Here is a 19,563-nt window from a genome sequence, read left to right on the forward strand (position 1 = left end):
GAGCGGGCTTGCCCGCGAACACCGGCGCAGCCGGTGCCATACACCGCGGTGCCTGCTTCGCGGGCAAGCCCGCTCCTACAGGGCCCAAGTCAACCTTTTGCTCTGAGTTGAACCATGCGCCTTTCCCGCTTCTTCATCGACGCCCCCCTCTCCCTCGGCGAGCACGACCTGCCCGAGGCCCAGGCCCACTACATCGGCCGCGTACTGCGCATGAGCGCAGGCGATGCCGTGCAGCTGTTCGACGGCAGCGGCCAGGAATACCTCGGCCAGTTGCTGGAGGTCGGCAAGAAGACTGTGCGCGTGTCCCTCGACCAGGCCCTGCCCGGCCAGGCCGAGTCGCCGCTGCACATCCACCTCGGCCAGGGCCTGTCCCGTGGCGAGCGCATGGACTGGGCGATCCAGAAGGCCACCGAGCTGGGTGTGAACGAAATCACCCCGATCGTCAGCGAACGCTGCGAAGTGCGCCTGAAGGACGAGCGCGCCGACAAACGCCTGGCTCACTGGCGCCAGGTGGCGATCAGCGCCTGTGAACAGTGCGGCCGTTCGAGCGTGCCGGTGATCCACCCACCCGTGACCTTGGCCGAATGGCTCAAGGGCAGCGATGCCGACCTCAAGCTGGTGCTGCACCCTGTCGCCGAGCCACTGACCAGCCACGCCAAGCCCGCGCGCCTGGCGTTCCTGATCGGCCCCGAGGGCGGCTTGAGCGATGCGGAGGTCGAGCAGGCCAAGGCAAACGGCTTCAATGCCGCCCGCCTCGGCCCACGCGTACTGCGCACCGAAACCGCGCCAGTGGTGGCGCTGACGGTGGCGCAGCAACTGTGGGGCGATTTCTAAAGCACGTAGAAGAACACCGCCACGAAGTGCATCAGGCTGCCAGCGATGACGAACAGGTGCCAGATGCCGTGGCCGTGGCGCAAGCGGCTGTCCAGGGCGAAGAAAATAATGCCGACGGTATAGAGCACGCCGCCCGCCGCCAGCCAGGCGAAGCCTGCAGCGCCGAGGCTGTGCAGCAGCGGCTTGACCGCCACCAGCACGATCCAGCCCATCACCGCGTAGATGATGATCGACAGGATGCGCGCCTCCGAACGCGGTTTTATCTCCTGCAACATGCCCACCAGCGCCAGCCCCCAGACCACCCCGAACAAGCTCCAGCCCCAGGGTCCGCGCAGGCTCACCAGGCAGAAAGGTGTGTAGCTGCCAGCGATCAGCAGGTAGATCGACAGGTGGTCAAGCTTGCGCATGATCACCTTCGCCCGGCCACGGGTGCTGTGGTAGAGGGTGGAGATGCTGTAGAGCAGCAGCAGGGTGAAGCCGTAGATGGAGAAGCTGACGATCTTCCAGGGGTCGCCTTGCAGGCCCGCGACGACGATCAGCCAGACCGCGCCGATGCAGGCCAGTACCGCGCCCACCAGGTGGGTCCAGGCGTTGAAGCGTTCACCGTAGTACATGCAGGCATGGACCTCTTGAGGGGGGATGGGTTCCTGAGGGTTCGTGGGAGCGGCGTCGCGTCGATACTAGGCGGGGGAGTATTGCAAATCCGCGTCACGCACCAACCGCTCCAACGCCCCCAGGTCCGGCACCCGTGCCACCTGCTCGCCCACCTGCACCGCCGCCAGCTCCATCGACCCCAGCGGCACATCCACGTAGTTGAGCTGGCTGTCGAGCTTGCACGAGCGCGGAATGTCTTGCAGCAACACGGCCAGGTAGCGCAGGCCGGTGTTGCCCAGGGCATTGAGCACCACCACCCGCGCCCGCTCGCCGCAAGGTGTTTCCCCCCCGCAAGCGGCCTCGAAGCCAATCAGCGGCAGGCGCTGCTGGCGCCAGTCGATCCAGCCCATGTGCCACGACGGCTCGAAGGTTTCGCAAACGAAACGCCGCTCACCGATAAGCTCGGCCACCGCGACGCTGGGCAGCACCAGCGTGCGGTCGCCCAAGGGCAGCAGCAGCCCGGTCAGGCTGCTGCGCTGGCCGGCGATATGTTCAAGCATGAAGCTGGCTCCAATGGGCGATGCTGTGTAGCAGCAGCGACTCCTGGTAAGGCTTGCCCAGGTACTCGTTGACGCCGATGGCCATGGCCCGGTCACGGTGCTTCTGGCCAGTGCGCGAGGTGATCATGATGATCGGCAGGTCGCGCAAGCGCGCGTCGCGACGAATGCGCGTGGCCACCTCGAAACCGTCCATGCGCGGCATCTCGATATCCAGCAGCAGCACATCGGGGCGGTGCTCTTCGAGCAAGGCCATGGCATCGACCCCGTCCTTGGCGGTCAGCACGCTCATGCCATGGCGCTCCAGCAGGCGGCTGGTGACCTTGCGCACGGTCACCGAGTCGTCCACCACCATCACCAGCAAGGCGCGTCGTGGTGCCGGGCCGAACAGCGGCAGCTGCGCATCCAAACCGCTAGGCAACCGCGCCAAACGACGTTGTTGCCCGCGCAACTGGCCCAGCAGGTCGAGAATCAGCACCACCCGGCCATCGCCCAGCAGGGTCGCACCCGAGAGCCCCGGCACCGCGGCGAACTGCGGCCCCAGGCTCTTGACCACGATTTCCCGGCTCGGCGACAGGCCATCACCCTGGATCGCGAACGACTGCTCCTGGGCATGCACCAGCAACACCGGAAGGGGTACGGTCTGGCCCAACAAGTGAGGCCGAGCGCCGTCCTGCAACAGCTCGCCCAGGTAGCGCAGGTCGTATTCGTGCCCGGCGTAGCGGTAGCGCGGCGGGTCGAGTTGGTAGCAGGCCTCGAGCTCCGCGGGCGGCACCCGCACGATGCCTTCGATGGTATTGAGCGGAATGGCGTACTGCTCATCGCCCAGGTGCACCATCAAGGCCCGGTTCAGCGACACGGTGAACGGCAAGCGAATGAGAAAGCGCGCGCCCTTGCCAGGGCTGGACTCGATACTCATCGCGCCCCCCAGTTGCTTGACCTCTTCGTGCACCACGTCCATGCCCAGGCCGCGCCCGGAAATCTGGGTGATCTTCTCGGCGGTGGAAAACCCGGGACGCAGGATGAACTGCAAGATCTCGTGGTCGCTCAACTGCGCCTGGGGCGCCAGCAGGCCGCGCTTGATGGCCTTCTCGCGCACCGCCTCCAGCGGCACGCCGGCGCCGTCGTCGCTCATCTCGATGACGATGTCGGCGCCTTCGTGCAGCAGGTTCAGGTGAATGGTGCCGTGCGCAGGCTTACCTGCGGCCAGGCGCGCCTCGCGGCTCTCCAGGCCATGGTCGACGGCGTTGCGCAGCATGTGCTCGAGCGGCGCTACCATGCGTTCGAGCACGCTGCGGTCCAGCTCGCCCTCGGCGTTGCCGACCACCAGCTCCACCTGCTTGCCCAGCTCACTGGCCACCTGCCGCACCACCCGCTGCAAGCGCGGCACCAGGCGTTCGAAGGGCACCATCAGGGTTGCAGTCAGGCCTTCCTGCAACTGGCTGTTCACCCGCGCCTGCTGCTGCAACAGGCCTTGCGCCTCCTGGGCACGCTGGGCGAGGGTTTCCTTGAGGTCGAGCAGGTCCGAGGCCGACTCGAACAATGCCCGCGACAACTGCTGCAACAGGGAGTGGCGGTCCATCTCCAGGGGGTCGAAGTCGTCGTACACGTCGCCTTCGGCCTGCCAGCGGCTGGCCAGGCGCCCCTGGGTCTCGCTGTCCAGGCGCAGCAGCTGGTCGCGCATGCGCTCCAGGGTGGTTTCCATCTCGTTCAAGGCAAACTGCGCGTCGTTCACCTGCTGCTCGATGCGCCCACGAATGATCGCGTGTTCGCTGGCCAGGTTGCCCAAATCGTCGAGCAGCTCGGCATCGACCTTGACCATGTCCCCCGGCGCCCGCTCGGGGGCGGCAGCCGGTGTCTCGGTAGGTGCGCTCTCGGTCGCCAGTTGCCCGGCAGCGCTGTCGGTGAGGGCGGCGCTGGAGAAGTTGCGGATGTAATCGATCAGCGCCGTGGCGGCGTGCAGCGGCTGGCCCAGGCGCGCGGCATCGAGCATGTGCGCCAGGCGGTCATGGCAGTTCTGCAACAAACTGAACAGCGCCGGGCTCGGCGGCAGGCGCCCGGCGGCCAGCAGCTCGTAGAGGAATTCCAGTTCGTGGGCAAGGTCGCCGATGGCGGCGATTTCCACCATGCGCGCCCCACCCTTGAGGGTGTGCAGGTCGCGCAGCAGGTTGTCCACCTCGACGCTGCTGCGCGGGTCGGCCTGCCAGCGCGCCAGCGCGGCGCCTGCGCTTTCGACGAGGTCCGAGCTTTCTTCGAGGAAGACTTCCAGCAGTTCCTTGTCGGCCGGGGCTTCGCCATCGACCTCCAGCACCTGCACGCTTGAAGCGACTGGCGGCGCATGGCGCAGCTCACGCAGCTCGCCCAGTACGGCCACATTCGACACCGGCATGTGGCCTTGGCGCACCTGTTCGAGCATATCTGCCAGGGCCGCATGGCTGCGCTGCAGCAAGCCCAGCGGCACCGCGATAGCACCTATGCGCCGCTCTACCAGCGACTCGTAGAGCAGCGCGAGCGCCTGGGCCAGCACCTCCAGCGCACCCAGCGCCGCCAGCTGCGCGCCGCCGTACAGGGTTTGTAGATCGTGTTGCAAGGTCGACAGCGCCGAAGCACTGTCAGGGTCATTCGCCCACTGCGCCAGCGCCTGGTCGGCGCTGGCGAGCGTGTCGTCAGCCTCTTCGAGGAACAACTGCACCAGTGCCGGCTCCGGCAGGCCTTCGGGCAGCTCCAGCGGCACCACGCCCTCGGCGCCCACCCGGCCAATGGCCGAAGGCTCCAGTGCCGTGTCGAGCAGCGCGCGCAGGGCATCCAGGCATTCAGGGCGTGGCGTCACCTCCTGGCCGGCGGCGATCTCATCGAGCATGTCCAGCAACGCTTCATGGGCTTGCTGGGCCTGGGCGAAGAAACGCACGTCGGCCACCAGGCTGCCCTCCTCGACAGCACCATACAGGTCGAGCAACGCCTCGCAGACCTCATCCACCTGCCACAGGTCGGCCAGGTGCGCGCTGTGGCCGAGGGTGGTCAGCTCGTCGAGCAAGGCATCCAGTTCGTGGCGCTCGCGGGGGTGCTCCTGCCAGCGCGACAGCAGCGACTCGGCATCCAGCAGGATATCCATGCCCTGCTCCAGGAAGCGCGCGATCAATTGCGGGTCGCGCCGCGTGCGGCGGGGCTGCTGCGGGTCGTCATGCAACACCGCCAGGCGCGCATCGACTGCCTCGCCGACCTGTTCGATCAGCGCTGCGGCCCCGGGTATCGGCGCCAGTGGCGTGCTGTCGAGCTGGGCCAGGCCAAGCTGGAACAACGACCTGGCAGCCTCCAGCCACTCGATGTCGGCGACCTGCAACGGCAACTGGTGCGACTTGTACTCACGGGCCAGACGGTCCAGGGCCGTGGCCAGCTCGGCGACCGGCATTACCCCGGCCATGGCGGCGCTGCCCTTGAGGGTATGCAGGGCGCGTTGCAGGCGGTCGTTGACCGGGGTGTCCTGGCCGCCCGTTTCGTGCAGGAAGGCATCCAGGCTGGCCAGGTGGCCCTGGGCCTCGTTGCGGAAGATTTCCAGCAACTGCGGGTCAAGACCATCGACCTCACCGCTCACCGGCGTGTCGTTCATCGCCAGGGCATGCAGGTGCCCAGCCAGGGGCTCCAGCTGTGCCAGACGCGGCGCTTGCCCAGCGGCGAAATCGGCGAGCAGGTCGGGCAGGTGCACGAACACCTGCTGCAAGGCCACCTGCGCCTCGCCAGACAACACCACCCGCCCTTCCAGCACGCGGTTCAGCAGGTGCTCGGCGCCCCAGGCCAGCTCCGCCACGCCCAGGGCCTGGACCACCCGCCCACCGCCCTTGAGCGTGTGCAGCGCGCGGCGCACCTCGACCAAGGCCTCGCGCAACGTGGTGTCGGCACGCCAGCGCAACCACTGGCGCTCGATTTCCGGCAGCAGCTCACCGGCCTCTTCGAGGTAAACCTGGCGCAGTTCGTCGTCGATGCCGTCCTGCGCTTCGCGGTCGTCTTGCTCAGCCCGGCAACACTCCACGCCGAGCGCCGACAGGCTGGTGCAGGCCTGGTCGAGGAACGCCTGGGCGTCGACCAGCGGGTCAGCCACCCGCCATTGCAGGTAGCACTCAGCGGCGCTCAAGGCGTCGGCCAGGTGCGCCAGTTCGTCCGCCGGGGGCTCGTCGTCCAAGTGCGACAACCAGCCTTGCAGGTACCCGGCACAGGCACCGAACACCTCGGCGACGCTTGGCAGCATCAGCATTTCCAGCGCACCGCGTATCTGCTGCAGCAGGCCCGGCAGGGGTTGCAGGCGCTGGCGTGGCCAGCCCGACTCGAGACAGTCGCCGATCAAGTCCTTGGCCTGTTGCAGCACCGACAGCGACTCGTTGAGCACTACCTGGCGGATATCGACCAGGTCACCGCTGGGCAGGCTGCCGGGCGGGTTGTCCTCCAGTCGGCCGACCATGCCGTTGAGGGTCGCCTCGACATACAGCAAGGCCCCGGCGATATCCATCAGCACGGCGTCATCCACCGCGCGCTCGCCTTGGGCCAGCGCCTGCAAGGCCAGCACCTGGTCGATGATGACCCGGCGTGGCTGCTGGAAGCCCAGCACCGCCAAGGTGTCGGCGACATGCCGCAAAGGGGCGACCAGCACATCGAGCTGCTCACCTTGCTGGCGGTCGCCACGCACGAACTGATCGAGGCGTTCCTTGATGCGCACCAGGTCATCGCACAGCGCCATCACCACCGAACGCAGGGCATCACGGCCCTGGCCCGCCTGCAACTGCTCGCGCCAGTTGCCCAGCGACAGGTCGAGGTTGGCCAAGTCAGCCGCGCCCGCCAGGCGCTGCGCTGCATCGCCGATCAGGCTGCCTTGGGCCAGGGCGTCGACCCCTCGGCAACTGCGCAATTGGTTGAGCAGCGGCAGCACCACCAGTGGCAGGTCGTGGCGAGCACCGCGCAAACGCTCCAGATAGGGCGGCAACTGCTCCAGACCACGGAACAGCGCACCCAGGCAGTCGCCACGCGGTGAAACCTGGCCATCGGCCATAGCCCGCCCGAGCAGCTCCAGCTCTTCGGCCAGGCGCGCGGCGCCGCGCAGTTCGAGCATGCGCAGGCAACCCTGCACCTGGTGCAGGTTATCGACGAAGAATTCCAGCAGGCTGGGGTCGTCCGGCTCGCCGGTAAAGCGCTCCAGGGCCTGGCGCGCCTGGCCCAGGCAATCGAGGATGGCGCCCTTGGTCCAGGCCAGGGCGACCGTGTCGTGCCGCTCGGGGCTCACTGCGGTGATGGCCATCTGGGGCTCCTCAGCGCCGCGCGGACGAAACCGGCAAGGTGAAGCCGGACACCGAGCGGCGCATCTCGCTGGCCATCTTCGCCAGGTGACGGATGCTGTCGGCGGTGGCGCCGGAGCCGGCGGAGGTCTGCGCGGTGATCTGCTGGATCACCGCCATGGTGTGGGAAATCTGCCCGGCCGAAGAGGTCTGCAATTGCGCGGCGTCGGAAATGCTGTGGATCAGCTCGGCCAGGGTCTGCGACACGCCTTCGATTTCTGCCAGGGCCACCCCGGCATCCTGGGCCAGGCGTGCGCCACGCACCACTTCGGCGGTGGTCTGCTCCATGGAGATGACCGCCTCGTTGGTGTCGGCCTGGATGGTGCGCACCAGCGCCTCGATCTGCCGGGTGGCCGACGACGAGCGCTCGGCCAGGCGCTGCACCTCGTCGGCGACCACGGCAAAGCCGCGCCCGGCCTCGCCCGCCAGCGAGGCCTGGATCGCCGCATTGAGGGCGAGGATGTTGGTCTGGTCGGCAATGTCGTCGATCAGGCTGACGATGTCGCCGATTTCCTGGGACGACTCGCCCAAACGCTTGATCCGCTTGGCGGTGTCCTGGATCTGCTCGCGGATGTTGTCCATGCCATGGATGGTGTTGTGCACCACCTCGTTGCCCTTGTTGGCGATGGCCACCGAGCGCTCGGCCACCTTGGCCGATTCATAGGCATGGGCGGAAACCCGGTCGATCGACTCGACCATGTCGCCCACCGCCACCGACGCCTCGCTGATCTGGTCGGCCTGGTGCTCGGAGGCTTTGGCCAACTGGCGCGAGGTGTTCTGCGTGTCCTGCACGGCAGCGGCGACCTGCTCGGCGCTGTGGATGATGGTGGCCACCAGGTCGCGCAGCTGGTCCACGGAATAGTTGATCGAGTCGGCGATGGCGCCGGTGAAATCCTCGGTGACCGACACGGTCACGGTCAGGTCGCAGTCGGCCAGTTCTTCGATTTCATCGAGCAGGCGCATGATCGCCTGCTGGTTGCGCTCGTTCTTCTCGGCGGTCTCGCGCAACTGGCGATGGGTGGCGCGCACCATCACCAGGCCAATGAGGATGATCGAGGCCAGCGCCAGCAGGCCAAGCACGTAGCCGCCGAGGGTGTCGAGGGTGCGTCCGCTGGCCAGGTTCTCGAAGCCGTTGGCCAGGTGCGAGGCTTCGTCGAGCAGGGTTTGCGACAGGCTGAAGATGTTGCCCGCCGCCTCGCGCACGCGCAGCAGCTCGGGTGAGGTTTCGAGGATCTCGTCCACGGAGCCGGAGACGAACTGGAACAGTTCGGCGATTTCCGCCAGCCGGGCGCGGGCGTCCGGGTCTTCGACGCGGGTCACCTCGATCGCCGGGTTACCGCCCAGCATGCCTTCGAGCACCTGGCCGAAGCGGCTGGCATCGCGCCCGAAGGTATCGGCGGCCTGCGCCGAGGTCTCGTCGCCGCCCAGCACAGTGTTGACCGAGCCGAGAATGCGTTCGGCCAACAGCAGCTGGCGCTGCGCCACGGCCACCTGGTTGGCCGGTGCGCCGCTCTGCAACAGGCTCTCTACTACCTTCTCGTACTCGACCTGCAACTGCGGCACGGTTTCGGAAAGGGTCGCGGCCACCTGGTGCAACGACAACACCGTCTGCTCGCTGGCCAGAATGGTATCGGTGTTGCCGCGCAGGTTGTCCCAGTCCTGGCGTACCGCGTCCATTTCATCGCGCACGGCGGCCGGCGCCGGTGGCAGGCCAGTGGCCGAATCGCCTTCGCGCAGGTACTTCCAGCGCCGCTCGAAGTCGTTGCGCGCATCCGACAGCAGCTTGAAGGCCAGCGCCTTGCCGGCAGCGGCTTCAGTGGCGTTCTTGGCGATGCGCTGGGACAGCACGCGCAGCTCGCCAGCATGGCCGATGTACTGCTTGTCGTAGTTGGACTGGGTATTGAGGTAGGCGAAGTTGGCGAACAGCAGGATGATCGACAGGATCAACACCACGAACAGCACGGTGATCTGCGCCGTGCTGCGCGGGCGCTGGGCCACGGCGGCGGGGGCGATGGGTGCAGCGGGGTTGTTCACGGTCGATATCCTCTACAGCGCCACATCGAGAAAACCCGGCGCCTGGGCCAGGGCGAACGGGCTGAAGATCGCCCAGTTGTGCTCACGCGGGAAATGCCCCTGTACGAAAGGCGCTGCGGCGCCGAACAACGGCTGGGGGGGCTCCAGCGCCAGGCTGCTCAGGGCGAAATGCTGCAGGCCCACCACCTCGTCCACCAACAGCCCGGCGAACAGGTCCTCATGGTCCAGCACCAGCACCCGGCGCTGCTTGCCCGGCGCGGCCGGGCCAAGGCCGAAGAAGGCCGACAGGTCCATGACCGGCAGCAGCCGCCCGCGCAGGTTGGCCACGCCGCGCACCCACGGCTGGACGCCCGGTACACGGCTGCTGCGCGGTTCTTGCAGCACCTCGGCGACCTCACCCATGGGCGCCACGAACCAAAGCCCTGAGAGACGAAAACCGATACCGCTCCATTGCTGCAAGCGCAGGTCCTGGGGCGGCTGGTCGGCCACCAGCAGGCGGCAGCGCCGGTCGATGTCCAGCAACAGCTCGAACGCGGTCAATGCCGCGCCCTGGGGCCGAGTGGTCAACCCTTGAGCACTTCGTCGAGCTTGGCGATCAGCGCATCTTCGGCGACCGGCTTGGTCAGAAAGTCCCGCGCGCCTTGGCGGGTGGCCCAGATTCGGTCGGTTTCCTGGTCCTTGGTGGTCACCACGATCACCGGGATGGCACTGGTTTCGGGGTCTTTGCTCAATTGACGAGTGGCCTGGAAGCCGTTCATGCCAGGCATGACGATGTCCATCAGCACCGCGTCGGGTTTTTCCTGGCGAGCCAGGGCCACGCCGTCGGCGCCGTTGTCGGCCTTGAGCACCTGGTGGCCGTGTTTTTCCAGCCACTCGGTCAAGCGGTACATCTCTGTCGGCGAGTCGTCGACAATCAGAACTCGGGCCATGCTGTTTCCCCAATCTAAGGAAAAGGACACCGCCATGGCAGGGCAGTATCAGGGTGCGTGTTGTTCTTGCGCGGCGAACCCAGGTACGTGCACCCGGATCGCATCGAGCAGTTCTTCCTTGCTGAACGGTTTGGTGAGGAACTGGTCGGAGCCGACCACCCGCCCACGCGCCTTGTCGAACAGGCCATCGCGAGAAGACAGCAGGATCACCGGGGTGTCCTTGAAGGTGGCGTTCTGTTTGATGACGGCGCAGGTCTGGTAACCGTCCAGGCGCGGCATCAGCACATCGACGAAGATGATGCGCGGCTTGTGGTCGACGATCTTGGCCAGGGCATCGAAGCCATCGCTGGCGGTGATTACCTCGCAGCCCACCTCGCCGAGCAACATCTGGGCGGTGCGGCGGATCGTGCGCGAATCGTCGATCACCATCACCTTCAGGGGTTGTTCCATACGTTGCATCACCATCGCTGCTGAGGCGCAAATTCCGGGGCTTGGCCGCGCAAGGGCTGCGCAGCGGCCGCTGAAGCCTGCGAGCGCTCCAATGCAGGCATTTTTAGCACAGTCCGGGAAGGCATTCCATCTGCGCCACCCCTTGACCCGGCGCGTTCGCAGCGCCACCCTGAGCCACTTTTCTTTCGTGCCATCGCGCCTTCGCGGCGCCAAGAGGAATTACCCCATGAGCGTTCGTCTCGGGATTGTCATGGACCCCATCGCGTCCATTTCCTATAAGAAGGACAGCTCGCTGGCCATGTTGCTGGCGGCCCAGGCGCGCGGCTGGAGCCTGTTCTACATGGAGCAGCCCGACCTGTACCTGGGTGCCGGCCAGGCCCGCGCGCGCATGCGCCCACTCAAGGTGTTCGCCGACCCGGCGCACTGGTTCGAACTGGGCGATGAACAGGACGGCAAGCTCGCCGAACTGGACGTGATCCTGATGCGCAAGGATCCGCCCTTCGACATGGAGTTCGTCTACAGCACCTACCTGCTGGAGCAAGCCGAGCGCGAAGGCGTGCTGATCGTCAACAAGCCGCAGAGCCTGCGCGACTGCAACGAAAAGCTGTTCGCCACCCAATTCCCGCAGTGCATGGCGCCAACGTTGGTGAGCCGCCGCGCCGATATCCTGCGTGAATTCGCCGCCACCCATGGCGACGTGATCCTCAAGCCGCTGGATGGCATGGGCGGCGCCTCGGTGTTCCGCCATCGCCAGGGCGACCCGAACCTCTCGGTAATCCTCGAGACCCTGACCCAGCACGGCAAGCAGCAGATCATGGCGCAGGCCTTCCTGCCGGCGATCACCGATGGCGACAAGCGCATCCTGATGATCGACGGCGAGCCGGTGCCGTACTGCCTGGCGCGCATTCCGGCCAGTGGCGAAACCCGTGGCAACCTGGCCGCAGGCGGGCGTGGCGAAGCGCGCCCCTTGACCAATCGCGACCGCTGGATCGCCGCCCAGGTCGGCCCGAGCCTGCGCGAGAAGGGCCTGCTGTTCGTCGGCTTGGACGTGATCGGCGACTCGCTCACGGAAATCAACGTCACCAGCCCGACGTGCATCCGCGAGATCGACGCCGCCTACAACACCGACATTGGCGGCCAGCTGATGGATGCCATTGATCGCAAGCTCAAGGCCCGCTGACCACCGACACGGAGCAAAGCCGCGCAGTGGGGTATGATGCCGGTCCTTTAAACCGACCCGCCGCCCCGGTTGCTGGATACCCGATGACGCTGCCCGCCGACATCCCCGCCGACCTGTTGCCACCGCGCGTCCGCCCTGCGGACCGCCTGGGCTTCACCCTGTTCCTGGCTGCCCTGGTGCACCTGGCGCTGATCCTTGGTGTGGGCTTCAGCGTGGTCAAGCCTGAGGAAATCCGCCAGACCCTGGACATCACCCTGGCGCCCTTCAAGAGCGAGACCCCGCCCGAGAAGGCCGACTATCAGGCCCAAGCCGACCAGCAAGGCAGCGGCACCCTGGACAAGAAAGCGGTGCCCACCACCACCGAGGTGGCGCCGTTCCAGGACAGCAAGATCAACAAGATCACCCCGCCACCGGCCGCTCGGCCGGAAACGCCGCCCGCGCCGGAAAAATCCGTGGTGACCACCCAGGCGCCCAAGGCGCAGAAAGTCGAGACCAAGCCGAAGGAAACCAAGCCGCAGCCCAAGCCGCAAGCTGCGGTGCCGGAGTTCGACAGCTCGCAGCTGTCCAGCCAGATCGCAAGCCTGGAAGCCGAGCTGTCCAACGAGCAGCAGATGTACGCCAAGCGCCCACGCATCCACCGCCTGAACGCAGCCTCGACCGTGCGCGACAAGGGCGCCTGGTACAAGGAAGAGTGGCGCAAGAAGGTCGAGCGGGTCGGCAACCTCAACTATCCGGAGGAAGCACGTCGCCAGCAGCTGTACGGCAACCTGCGGATGATGGTGTCGATCAACCGCGATGGCTCGTTGTACGAAGTATTGGTGCTGGAGTCGTCCGGCCAGCCGGTGCTCGACCAGGCGGCCCAGCGCATCGTGCGCCTGGCGGCCCCCTTCGCGCCATTCGCCGGTGACCTGGCGGAGTTCGACCGGCTGGAAATCATCCGCACCTGGCGCTTTGCCCGTGGGGATCGCTTGTCCAGCAACTGACTTTTGTCACAGCCCTGCAGTCAACTGGCATCGCTGCGAATGTTCCGGCATTCACTCACCTACTCATATCGAGATCCCAATAAGGCTCGCCATGAAGGATGCAGCACCCAAGCAAGTGCTGGCTTGCTTCATGGGGTGGCACATCATTGATGTCGACAGCAGCTTTAGCCACTTCGATGCATGCTTTGAAGTCGACGGGGCACTGTGTGAGGGCCGCATCATGAAATGTTCTGCGCAATCAGCTACAACTCTAACTGGGCTCCGCCCTTCGGCACTATCGTGATTTTCGGCGCAGCCAACAACAAAGGTGATATAGACGGCGAACTCGGCCGCGGCCAGGCCGAGTACAACGCGGATAAATACCTGACACTCATCACCTCCAAGTTTTCCACACCCAAGTTCCAGGTCACGATTTTCTACCCTGTTCCGGCGCATTGAATCAGTGGTGATGAGGGACAAGCTGAGCCTGCCCAGTCCTACCCGTCAACTCTCAATAGTGTCAGTTGTTGCTCAAGGGCCTATCTCCCAAACTCTTGGACTCCTCAGTAACAAAGAACAGGTGCTTTATTATGGAACTAACAAACTACAACACCACCGCGTATCCCGCTCGACGCGCACGAATCGAAATCCGAGACGGTGATCAAGAGCCTTGTATCATCACCCGGGCCGATGTATATGAAGAGCGCTTTCCAGGCAGTAACGCCTCTAAATTATTCTTATTTGGCCTGCAACGTTGTGTAGAGGACAACAGTGAAGACTACCCGGGTTTTCACCTGGAAGCCGTACTTGAGAACTTTACAGATCCCAGTGATGCCAAGTGCTCACATATCATGGGCCACTGGGTAATGGAAGGGTATTATGCGAAGTACCAGGCAACCCATAGTGGATGGGTACGGGACGTCACCCTCGAGGTGGTTGAACGAGGCGTAGACGAAGACGGCGAGGCATACCTCGACTTTGCCGGCGAAGCGAACATTACTCGCGAAAACGGCACCAAAGTTCAGGTGTTGTTCAGCGCGAGAGCGGATGTGCGGGTCTACTGACTCGAACGGTGGGCTGCGCGATACAACGACAGCGCAGCCCACCGATCTCGTCTTGCGCACCTTGTCAGCCTCGCCACCTGACGCCACACTATCCCCCATGAAAACCCTCACCCCCAGCTACCTCAAGCACCAGTTCCTGATCGCCATGCCGCACATGGCCGACCCGAACTTTGCCCAGACCCTCACCTATATCGTCGAGCACAACGCCAACGGCGCCATGGGCCTGGTGGTGAACCGCCCGCAGGAGCTGAACCTGGGCGATATCCTCGAGCAGTTGCGCCCGGACGACACCCCGCCCGCCAGCACCCTGCACGTCCCCATCTACCAGGGCGGCCCAGTGCAGACCGACCGCGGTTTCGTGCTGCACTCCAATGAATGCAGCTTCCAGGCCACGGTCGCGCTCGACGGCCTGTCGCTGTCCACCTCCCAGGACGTCCTGTTCGCCATCGCCGCCGGCGTAGGCCCGAAAAAGAGCCTGATCACCCTGGGTTATGCAGGTTGGGAAGCCGGCCAGCTGGAAGCGGAGCTGGCCGACAACGCCTGGCTCAACTGCGCGTTCGACCCCGAGATCATCTTCGGCCTGGCCAGCGACCTGCGCCTGGACGCCGCCGCTGCCAGCCTTGGCATCAACCTCAGCCTGCTGACCAGCCAGGCGGGCCACGCCTGATGGCCGAACTGCGCCTGCTGCTGGGCTTCGACTACGGCACCCGGCAGATCGGCGTCGCCGTCGGCCAGGTCATCACTGGTCAGGCCCGCGAGCTGTGCACGCTCAAGGCCCAGAACGGCGTGCCGGACTGGAACCAGGTCGAAAAGCTCATAAAAGAATGGAAACCCGACGCCATCGTCGTCGGCCTGCCGCTGAACATGGACGGCACGCCCAGCGAGATGAGCGAGCGCGCCGAGAGGTTCGCCCGGCGCCTGAACGGACGCTACAACCTGCCGGTGCACACCCACGACGAACGCCTGACCACCTTCGAAGCCAAGGGCGAACAGATGGCCCGTGGTGGCCGCCACGGCAGCTACCGCGACAACCCGGTCGACGCCATCGCCGCAGCCCTGTTGCTGCAAGGCTGGCTGGAGGCCAATACCTGACCACCCGCTTTACAGCCGGCCCTGTCGGCGCCCCAAGGAGCACGCAATGAGCCTACCCAACCCCGCCGAACTGATCCGGCAGATGGCCGTCGACCTTCGCGCCCACCTGGCACGCCGCGCCATCGCCGAACCGCGCTTCATCGGTATCCGTACCGGTGGCGTGTGGGTTGCCCAGGCCCTGCAGCAGGAACTGGGCGACCAGAGCCCGCTGGGCACACTGGATGTGTCCTTCTACCGCGACGACTTCAGCCAGAACGGCCTGCACCCGCAGGTGCGCCCCTCCGAGCTGCCTTTCGAAATCGAAGGCCAGCACCTGGTGCTGGTGGACGACGTGCTGATGAGCGGTCGCACCATCCGCGCCGCGCTCAACGAACTGTTCGACTACGGCCGCCCAGCCAGCGTAACGCTGGTGTGCCTGCTCGACCTGGACGCCGGCGAACTGCCGATCCGCCCCAACGTGCTCGGCACCACGCTGTCGCTGGCCGCCCATGAACGGGTAAAATTGACCGGACCCACGCCGCTCGCCCTCGAGCGCCAGGACCTCGCTTCCGCATCCGCCCTTTAAGAGTCCCCCGCGATGACGCCATTCGACGCCAAGCGCCCGCTGCAGCTCAATGACCAGGGCCAGCTACGCCACTTCCTCTCGCTCGACGGCTTGCCCCGCGAGCTGCTCACCGAAATCCTCGACACCGCCGACTCCTTCCTGGAAGTCGGCGCCCGGGCCGTGAAGAAAGTCCCGCTGCTGCGCGGCAAGACCGTGTGCAACGTGTTCTTCGAGAACTCCACCCGCACCCGCACCACCTTCGAACTGGCGGCCCAGCGCCTGTCGGCCGACGTCATCAGCCTGAACGTGTCGACCTCCTCGACCAGCAAGGGCGAGACCCTGTTCGACACCCTGCGCAACCTCGAAGCCATGGCCGCCGACATGTTCGTGGTGCGCCACTCCGACTCCGGCGCCGCCCACTTCATCGCCGAACACGTGTGCCCGGACGTGGCGGTGATCAACGGCGGCGACGGCCGCCACGCGCACCCGACCCAAGGCATGCTCGACATGCTCACCATTCGTCGCCACAAAGGCAGCTTCGAGAACCTCTCGGTGGCCATCGTCGGCGACATCCTGCACTCACGCGTGGCCCGCTCGGACATGCTGGCGCTCAAAGCGCTGGGTTGCCCGGACATCCGCGTGATCGGCCCGAAGACCCTGATCCCGGTGGGTATCGAGCAGTACGGGGTAAAGGTGTACACCGACCTGGCCCAGGGCCTGAAGGACGTCGACGTGGTGATCATGCTGCGCTTGCAGCGTGAGCGCATGGCCGGCGGTCTGCTGCCCAGCGAGGGCGAGTTCTACCGCCTGTTCGGCCTGACCACCGCGCGCCTGGCCGGTGCCAAGCCCGATGCCATCGTCATGCACCCAGGCCCGATCAACCGCGGCGTGGAAATCGAGTCGGCGGTTGCCGACGGCAAGCACTCGGTGATCCTCAACCAGGTCACCTATGGCATCGCCGTGCGCATGGCCGTGCTGTCGATGGCCATGAGCGGGCAGAACGCGCAACGTCAACTGGACCAGGAGAACGCCCTGTGAGCATCAGCATTCTTGGCGCCCGGGTGATCGACCCCAGCAGCGGCCTGGACACCCTCACCGACCTGCACCTGGACGGCGGTCGCATTGCCGCCATCGGCGCCGCCCCGGCGGGCTTCAGCGCCAGCCGCACGATCCAGGCCGAGGGTCTGGTAGTGGCCCCTGGCCTGGTCGACCTCGACGTCGCCCTGCGCGAACCGGGCTACAGCCGCAAGGGCAATATCGCCAGCGAAACCCGCGCAGCGGTTGCTGGCGGCGTCACCAGCCTGTGCTGCCCACCACAGACCAAGCCGGTGCTGGACACCTCGGCCGTGGCCGAATTGATCCTCGACCGCGCCCGTGAGGCGGGCAACAGCAAGGTCTACCCGATCGGCGCCCTGACCAAGGGCCTGGACGGCGAGCAATTGGCCGAGCTGGTGGCCCTGCGCGACACCGGCTGCGTGGCCTTCGGCAATGGCCTGAAGGAAATCCCCAACAACCGCACCCTGGCCCGCGCCCTGGAATACGCTGCCACCTTCGACCTGACCGTGGTGTTCCATTCCCAGGACCGCGACCTGTCCCAGGGCGGCCTGGCCCACGAAGGCGCCATGGCCAGCTTCCTCGGCCTTTCGGGTATTCCGGAAAGCGCCGAGACAGTGGCCCTGGCGCGCAACCTGCTGCTGGTGGAGCAGACCGGTGTGCGTGCGCACTTCACCCAGATCACCAGCGCCCGTGGCGCACGGCTGATCGCCCAGGCCCAGCAATTGGGGCTGCTGGTGACCGCCGACGTGGCGCTGTACCAGCTGATCCTCACCGACGAGGCCCTGCGCGACTTCTCCAGCCTTTACCACGTGCAGCCGCCGCTGCGCACCGCCGCTGACCGCGACGGCCTGCGCGAAGCGGTGAAGTCAGGGGTTATCCAGGCGATTTCCAGCCACCACCAGCCCCACGAGCGCGACGCCAAGCTGGCGCCGTTCGGCGCTACCGAGCCGGGTATCAGCAGCGTTGAGTTGCTGCTGCCGCTGGCCATGACCCTGGTGGACGACGGCCTGCTCGACCTGCCGACCCTGCTGGCCCGCTTGACCAGCGGCCCGGCCCAGGCCCTGCGCCTGCCGGCGGGTGAGTTGAAGGTGGGTGGCGCGGCCGACCTGGTGCTGTTCGACCCGAACGCTTCGACTGTTGCGGGCGAGCAGTGGTATTCGCGTGGCGAGAACTGCCCGTTCATCGGCCACTGCCTGCCAAGTGCGGTGCGTTATACCTTGGTCGACGGGCACGTTTGCCACGAGGCCTGATAGACCGAGTCGCCCTTTTCGCGGGCAAGCCCGCTCCTACAGGTTCACCGTTGCCCCTGTAGGAGCGGGCTTGTCCGCGAAAGCCTCACCACCGCTGCTCCCGCCTAAACACCACTCATCCCCCAGGTTGAAATCCTTCCCCCTTCCCCCCATATGAGTTTCCAACAGGCATTTTCGCCCCGCTGTGTGGAGACTCTCTCTTGACCACCATCGTTTCTGTCCGCAATGGTTCCAACGTCGTCATGGCCGGTGACGGGCAGGTATCGCTCGGCAACACCGTCATGAAAGGCAATGCCAAGAAGGTACGCCGCCTGTACAAAGGTGAGGTGTTGGCCGGCTTCGCCGGTGCCACCGCCGATGCCTTCACCTTGTTCGAACGCTTCGAGGCGCAGCTGGAGAAACACTCCGGCCACCTGGTTCGCGCGGCCGTGGAACTGGCCAAGGAATGGCGTACCGACCGTACCCTGAGCCGTCTGGAAGCCATGCTGGCCGTGGCCAACAAGGACGCCTCGCTGATCATCACCGGCAACGGCGACGTCGTGGAGCCCGAGCATGGCCTGATCGCCATGGGTTCTGGCGGCAACTATGCCCAGGCCGCCGCACGCGCACTGATGGAAAACACCGAGATGGCGCCGCGTGAAATCGCCGAGCGCGCACTGAACATCGCCGCAGACATCTGCGTGTTCACCAACCACAACCTGACCATCGAGGAGCTGGGCTGAGGCAATCGAGCAGTTGTTCTGGCGCCGGTCAAAACATCCGGCTTTTCCACACTGATTCGACATTGCGAGCCCCCGACACCATGTCCATGACCCCCCGCGAGATCGTCCACGAACTCAACCGCCACATCATCGGCCAGGACGACGCCAAGCGCGCCGTGGCCATCGCCCTGCGCAACCGCTGGCGGCGCATGCAGCTGCCGGTCGAGCTGCGCGCCGAAGTGACGCCCAAGAACATCCTGATGATCGGCCCCACCGGCGTCGGCAAGACCGAGATCGCCCGTCGCCTGGCCAAGCTGGCCAATGCGCCGTTCCTCAAGGTGGAAGCGACCAAGTTCACCGAAGTCGGCTATGTGGGCCGCGATGTCGAGTCGATCATCCGCGACCTGGCCGATGCCGCGCTGAAGATGCTGCGCGAGCAGGAAATCGTGCGTGTGCGCCACCGCGCCGAAGACGCCGCCGAAGACCGCATTCTCGACGCCCTGCTGCCCCAGGCGCGGGTTACCAGCTTCAGCGAGGAAGCGCAGCAATCGAGCAGCGACTCCAACACCCGCCAGCTGTTCCGCAAGCGCCTGCGTGAAGGCCAGCTGGACGACAAGGAAATCGAGATCGAAGTCGCCGATAACGTCGGCGTCGAGATCGCCGCGCCACCCGGCATGGAAGAGATGACCAACCAGCTGCAAAGCCTGTTCGCCAACATGGGCAAGGGCAAGCGCAAGACCCGCAAGCTGAAGGTCAAGGAAGCGCTGAAGATGGTGCGCGACGAAGAAGCCAGCCGCCTGGTCAACGAAGAAGAGCTCAAGGGCAAGGCCCTGGAAGCGGTCGAGCAGCACGGCATCGTGTTTATCGACGAGATCGACAAGGTGGCCAAGCGCGGCAACGTCGGCGGCGCCGATGTGTCCCGCGAGGGCGTGCAGCGCGAGGGGCCAACAGTTCGGCGGCGGCCGACGGTGTCGGTGCGCGTACGTCGGCAACGA

19 protein-coding genes are annotated in these 19,563 nt (G+C 65.9%); 12 read left to right on the top strand and 7 right to left on the bottom strand.

All coding sequences use genetic code 11. The features are described from left to right. Positions 1-114: 114 nt before the first annotated feature. Positions 115-834: a 16S rRNA (uracil(1498)-N(3))-methyltransferase gene (locus ACQKPE_RS21935; protein ID WP_427668815.1), complete on the top strand. Its 720-nt coding sequence runs from the start codon at positions 115-117 to the stop codon at positions 832-834. Here ACQKPE_RS21935 and trhA read toward each other — a convergent pair. The 7 genes from trhA to ACQKPE_RS21970 form a co-directional block, all read right to left on the bottom strand. Further along, positions 831-1,448 carry a PAQR family membrane homeostasis protein TrhA gene (gene trhA / locus ACQKPE_RS21940; RefSeq protein ID WP_427668816.1) on the bottom strand — a complete coding sequence of 206 codons (618 nt, stop codon included), beginning with the start codon at positions 1,446-1,448 and terminating at the stop codon, positions 831-833. The two genes, ACQKPE_RS21935 and trhA, sit on opposite strands and share 4 nt — an antisense overlap. Before the next feature lie 66 nt (positions 1,449-1,514). Then, the gene (locus tag ACQKPE_RS21945) at positions 1,515-1,988 is read right to left on the bottom strand and encodes a chemotaxis protein CheW (RefSeq protein ID WP_427668817.1); all 474 of its coding nucleotides are present in this window, start codon (positions 1,986-1,988) and stop codon (positions 1,515-1,517) included. After that, positions 1,981-7,269 carry an Hpt domain-containing protein gene (locus ACQKPE_RS21950; RefSeq protein WP_427668818.1) on the bottom strand — a complete coding sequence of 1,763 codons (5,289 nt, stop codon included), beginning with the start codon at positions 7,267-7,269 and terminating at the stop codon, positions 1,981-1,983. Before ACQKPE_RS21950 ends, ACQKPE_RS21945 begins: the two co-directional genes overlap by 8 nt. 10 nt (positions 7,270-7,279) lie before the next feature. After that, positions 7,280-9,319: a methyl-accepting chemotaxis protein gene (locus ACQKPE_RS21955; protein ID WP_427668832.1), complete on the bottom strand. Its 2,040-nt coding sequence runs from the start codon at positions 9,317-9,319 to the stop codon at positions 7,280-7,282. Positions 9,320-9,352: 33 nt separating this feature from the next. Beyond that, positions 9,353-9,907: a chemotaxis protein CheW gene (locus ACQKPE_RS21960; protein ID WP_427668819.1), complete on the bottom strand. Its 555-nt coding sequence runs from the start codon at positions 9,905-9,907 to the stop codon at positions 9,353-9,355. Further along, positions 9,904-10,269 carry a twitching motility response regulator PilH gene (pilH, locus tag ACQKPE_RS21965; RefSeq protein ID WP_375099673.1) on the bottom strand — a complete coding sequence of 122 codons (366 nt, stop codon included), beginning with the start codon at positions 10,267-10,269 and terminating at the stop codon, positions 9,904-9,906. Before pilH ends, ACQKPE_RS21960 begins: the two co-directional genes overlap by 4 nt. 48 nt (positions 10,270-10,317) lie before the next feature. Beyond that, complete coding sequence (locus tag ACQKPE_RS21970) at positions 10,318-10,719, bottom strand: response regulator (RefSeq protein ID WP_427668820.1); 402 nt, start codon at positions 10,717-10,719, stop codon at positions 10,318-10,320. Between the two features lie 226 nt (positions 10,720-10,945). Between ACQKPE_RS21970 and gshB the strand changes: the two genes are divergently transcribed. The 11 genes from gshB to hslU all read left to right on the top strand — a co-directional run. Next, positions 10,946-11,899 (top strand): glutathione synthase, encoded by a 954-nt coding sequence (gene gshB, locus ACQKPE_RS21975; RefSeq protein ID WP_427668821.1) that lies wholly within the window; start codon positions 10,946-10,948, stop codon positions 11,897-11,899. An 83-nt stretch (positions 11,900-11,982) separates the two neighbouring features. Then, entirely contained in the window at positions 11,983-12,882 is a 900-nt protein-coding gene (locus ACQKPE_RS21980; RefSeq protein WP_427668822.1) for a TonB family protein, read from the top strand. Positions 12,883-13,107: 225 nt separating this feature from the next. Continuing rightward, complete coding sequence (locus ACQKPE_RS21985) at positions 13,108-13,320, top strand: hypothetical protein (protein ID WP_427668823.1); 213 nt, start codon at positions 13,108-13,110, stop codon at positions 13,318-13,320. A gap of 131 nt (positions 13,321-13,451) precedes the next feature. Beyond that, entirely contained in the window at positions 13,452-13,925 is a 474-nt protein-coding gene (locus ACQKPE_RS21990) for a hypothetical protein (protein WP_427668824.1), read from the top strand. A 97-nt stretch (positions 13,926-14,022) separates the two neighbouring features. Then, a complete protein-coding gene (locus ACQKPE_RS21995; protein WP_427668825.1) occupies positions 14,023-14,592 on the top strand; it encodes a YqgE/AlgH family protein in 570 nt (189 codons plus the stop codon). Beyond that, positions 14,592-15,017 (top strand): Holliday junction resolvase RuvX, encoded by a 426-nt coding sequence (gene ruvX, locus ACQKPE_RS22000; protein WP_427668826.1) that lies wholly within the window; start codon positions 14,592-14,594, stop codon positions 15,015-15,017. Before ACQKPE_RS21995 ends, ruvX begins: the two co-directional genes overlap by 1 nt. Before the next feature lie 46 nt (positions 15,018-15,063). Next, positions 15,064-15,582, top strand: coding sequence for a bifunctional pyr operon transcriptional regulator/uracil phosphoribosyltransferase PyrR (gene pyrR / locus ACQKPE_RS22005; RefSeq protein WP_427668827.1), 519 nt, complete (start codon positions 15,064-15,066; stop codon positions 15,580-15,582). A gap of 12 nt (positions 15,583-15,594) precedes the next feature. Next, positions 15,595-16,599, top strand: a complete 1,005-nt coding sequence (locus tag ACQKPE_RS22010; RefSeq protein WP_427668828.1) for an aspartate carbamoyltransferase catalytic subunit — start codon at positions 15,595-15,597, stop codon at positions 16,597-16,599. Beyond that, a complete protein-coding gene (locus tag ACQKPE_RS22015) occupies positions 16,596-17,867 on the top strand; it encodes a dihydroorotase (RefSeq protein WP_427668829.1) in 1,272 nt (423 codons plus the stop codon). Before ACQKPE_RS22010 ends, ACQKPE_RS22015 begins: the two co-directional genes overlap by 4 nt. Before the next feature lie 200 nt (positions 17,868-18,067). Continuing rightward, positions 18,068-18,589, top strand: coding sequence for an ATP-dependent protease subunit HslV (hslV, locus tag ACQKPE_RS22020; protein ID WP_427668830.1), 522 nt, complete (start codon positions 18,068-18,070; stop codon positions 18,587-18,589). A gap of 80 nt (positions 18,590-18,669) precedes the next feature. Further along, a partial coding sequence (gene hslU, locus ACQKPE_RS22025) for an ATP-dependent protease ATPase subunit HslU (RefSeq protein ID WP_427668831.1) occupies positions 18,670-19,563 on the top strand: 894 nt, incomplete at its 3' end.

The organism is Pseudomonas sp. NPDC089554 (assembly GCF_050280645.1).
Classification (GTDB): domain Bacteria; phylum Pseudomonadota; class Gammaproteobacteria; order Pseudomonadales; family Pseudomonadaceae; genus Aquipseudomonas.

What these genes read in the sequence shown, in the direction of transcription:
- ACQKPE_RS21935 (WP_427668815.1), top strand. Translation starts at nt 115, where the DNA reads ATGCGCCTTTCCCGCTTCTTCATCGACGCCCCCCTCTCCCTCGGCGAG.
- trhA (WP_427668816.1), bottom strand. Translation starts at nt 1,448, where the DNA reads ATGTACTACGGTGAACGCTTCAACGCCTGGACCCACCTGGTGGGCGCG.
- ACQKPE_RS21945 (WP_427668817.1), bottom strand. Translation starts at nt 1,988, where the DNA reads ATGCTTGAACATATCGCCGGCCAGCGCAGCAGCCTGACCGGGCTGCTG.
- ACQKPE_RS21950 (WP_427668818.1), bottom strand. Translation starts at nt 7,269, where the DNA reads ATGGCCATCACCGCAGTGAGCCCCGAGCGGCACGACACGGTCGCCCTG.
- pilH (WP_375099673.1), bottom strand. Translation starts at nt 10,269, where the DNA reads ATGGCCCGAGTTCTGATTGTCGACGACTCGCCGACAGAGATGTACCGC.
- ACQKPE_RS21970 (WP_427668820.1), bottom strand. Translation starts at nt 10,719, where the DNA reads ATGGAACAACCCCTGAAGGTGATGGTGATCGACGATTCGCGCACGATC.
- gshB (WP_427668821.1), top strand. Translation starts at nt 10,946, where the DNA reads ATGAGCGTTCGTCTCGGGATTGTCATGGACCCCATCGCGTCCATTTCC.
- ACQKPE_RS21980 (WP_427668822.1), top strand. Translation starts at nt 11,983, where the DNA reads ATGACGCTGCCCGCCGACATCCCCGCCGACCTGTTGCCACCGCGCGTC.
- ACQKPE_RS21985 (WP_427668823.1), top strand. Translation starts at nt 13,108, where the DNA reads ATGTTCTGCGCAATCAGCTACAACTCTAACTGGGCTCCGCCCTTCGGC.
- ACQKPE_RS21990 (WP_427668824.1), top strand. Translation starts at nt 13,452, where the DNA reads ATGGAACTAACAAACTACAACACCACCGCGTATCCCGCTCGACGCGCA.
- ACQKPE_RS21995 (WP_427668825.1), top strand. Translation starts at nt 14,023, where the DNA reads ATGAAAACCCTCACCCCCAGCTACCTCAAGCACCAGTTCCTGATCGCC.
- ruvX (WP_427668826.1), top strand. Translation starts at nt 14,592, where the DNA reads ATGGCCGAACTGCGCCTGCTGCTGGGCTTCGACTACGGCACCCGGCAG.
- pyrR (WP_427668827.1), top strand. Translation starts at nt 15,064, where the DNA reads ATGAGCCTACCCAACCCCGCCGAACTGATCCGGCAGATGGCCGTCGAC.
- ACQKPE_RS22010 (WP_427668828.1), top strand. Translation starts at nt 15,595, where the DNA reads ATGACGCCATTCGACGCCAAGCGCCCGCTGCAGCTCAATGACCAGGGC.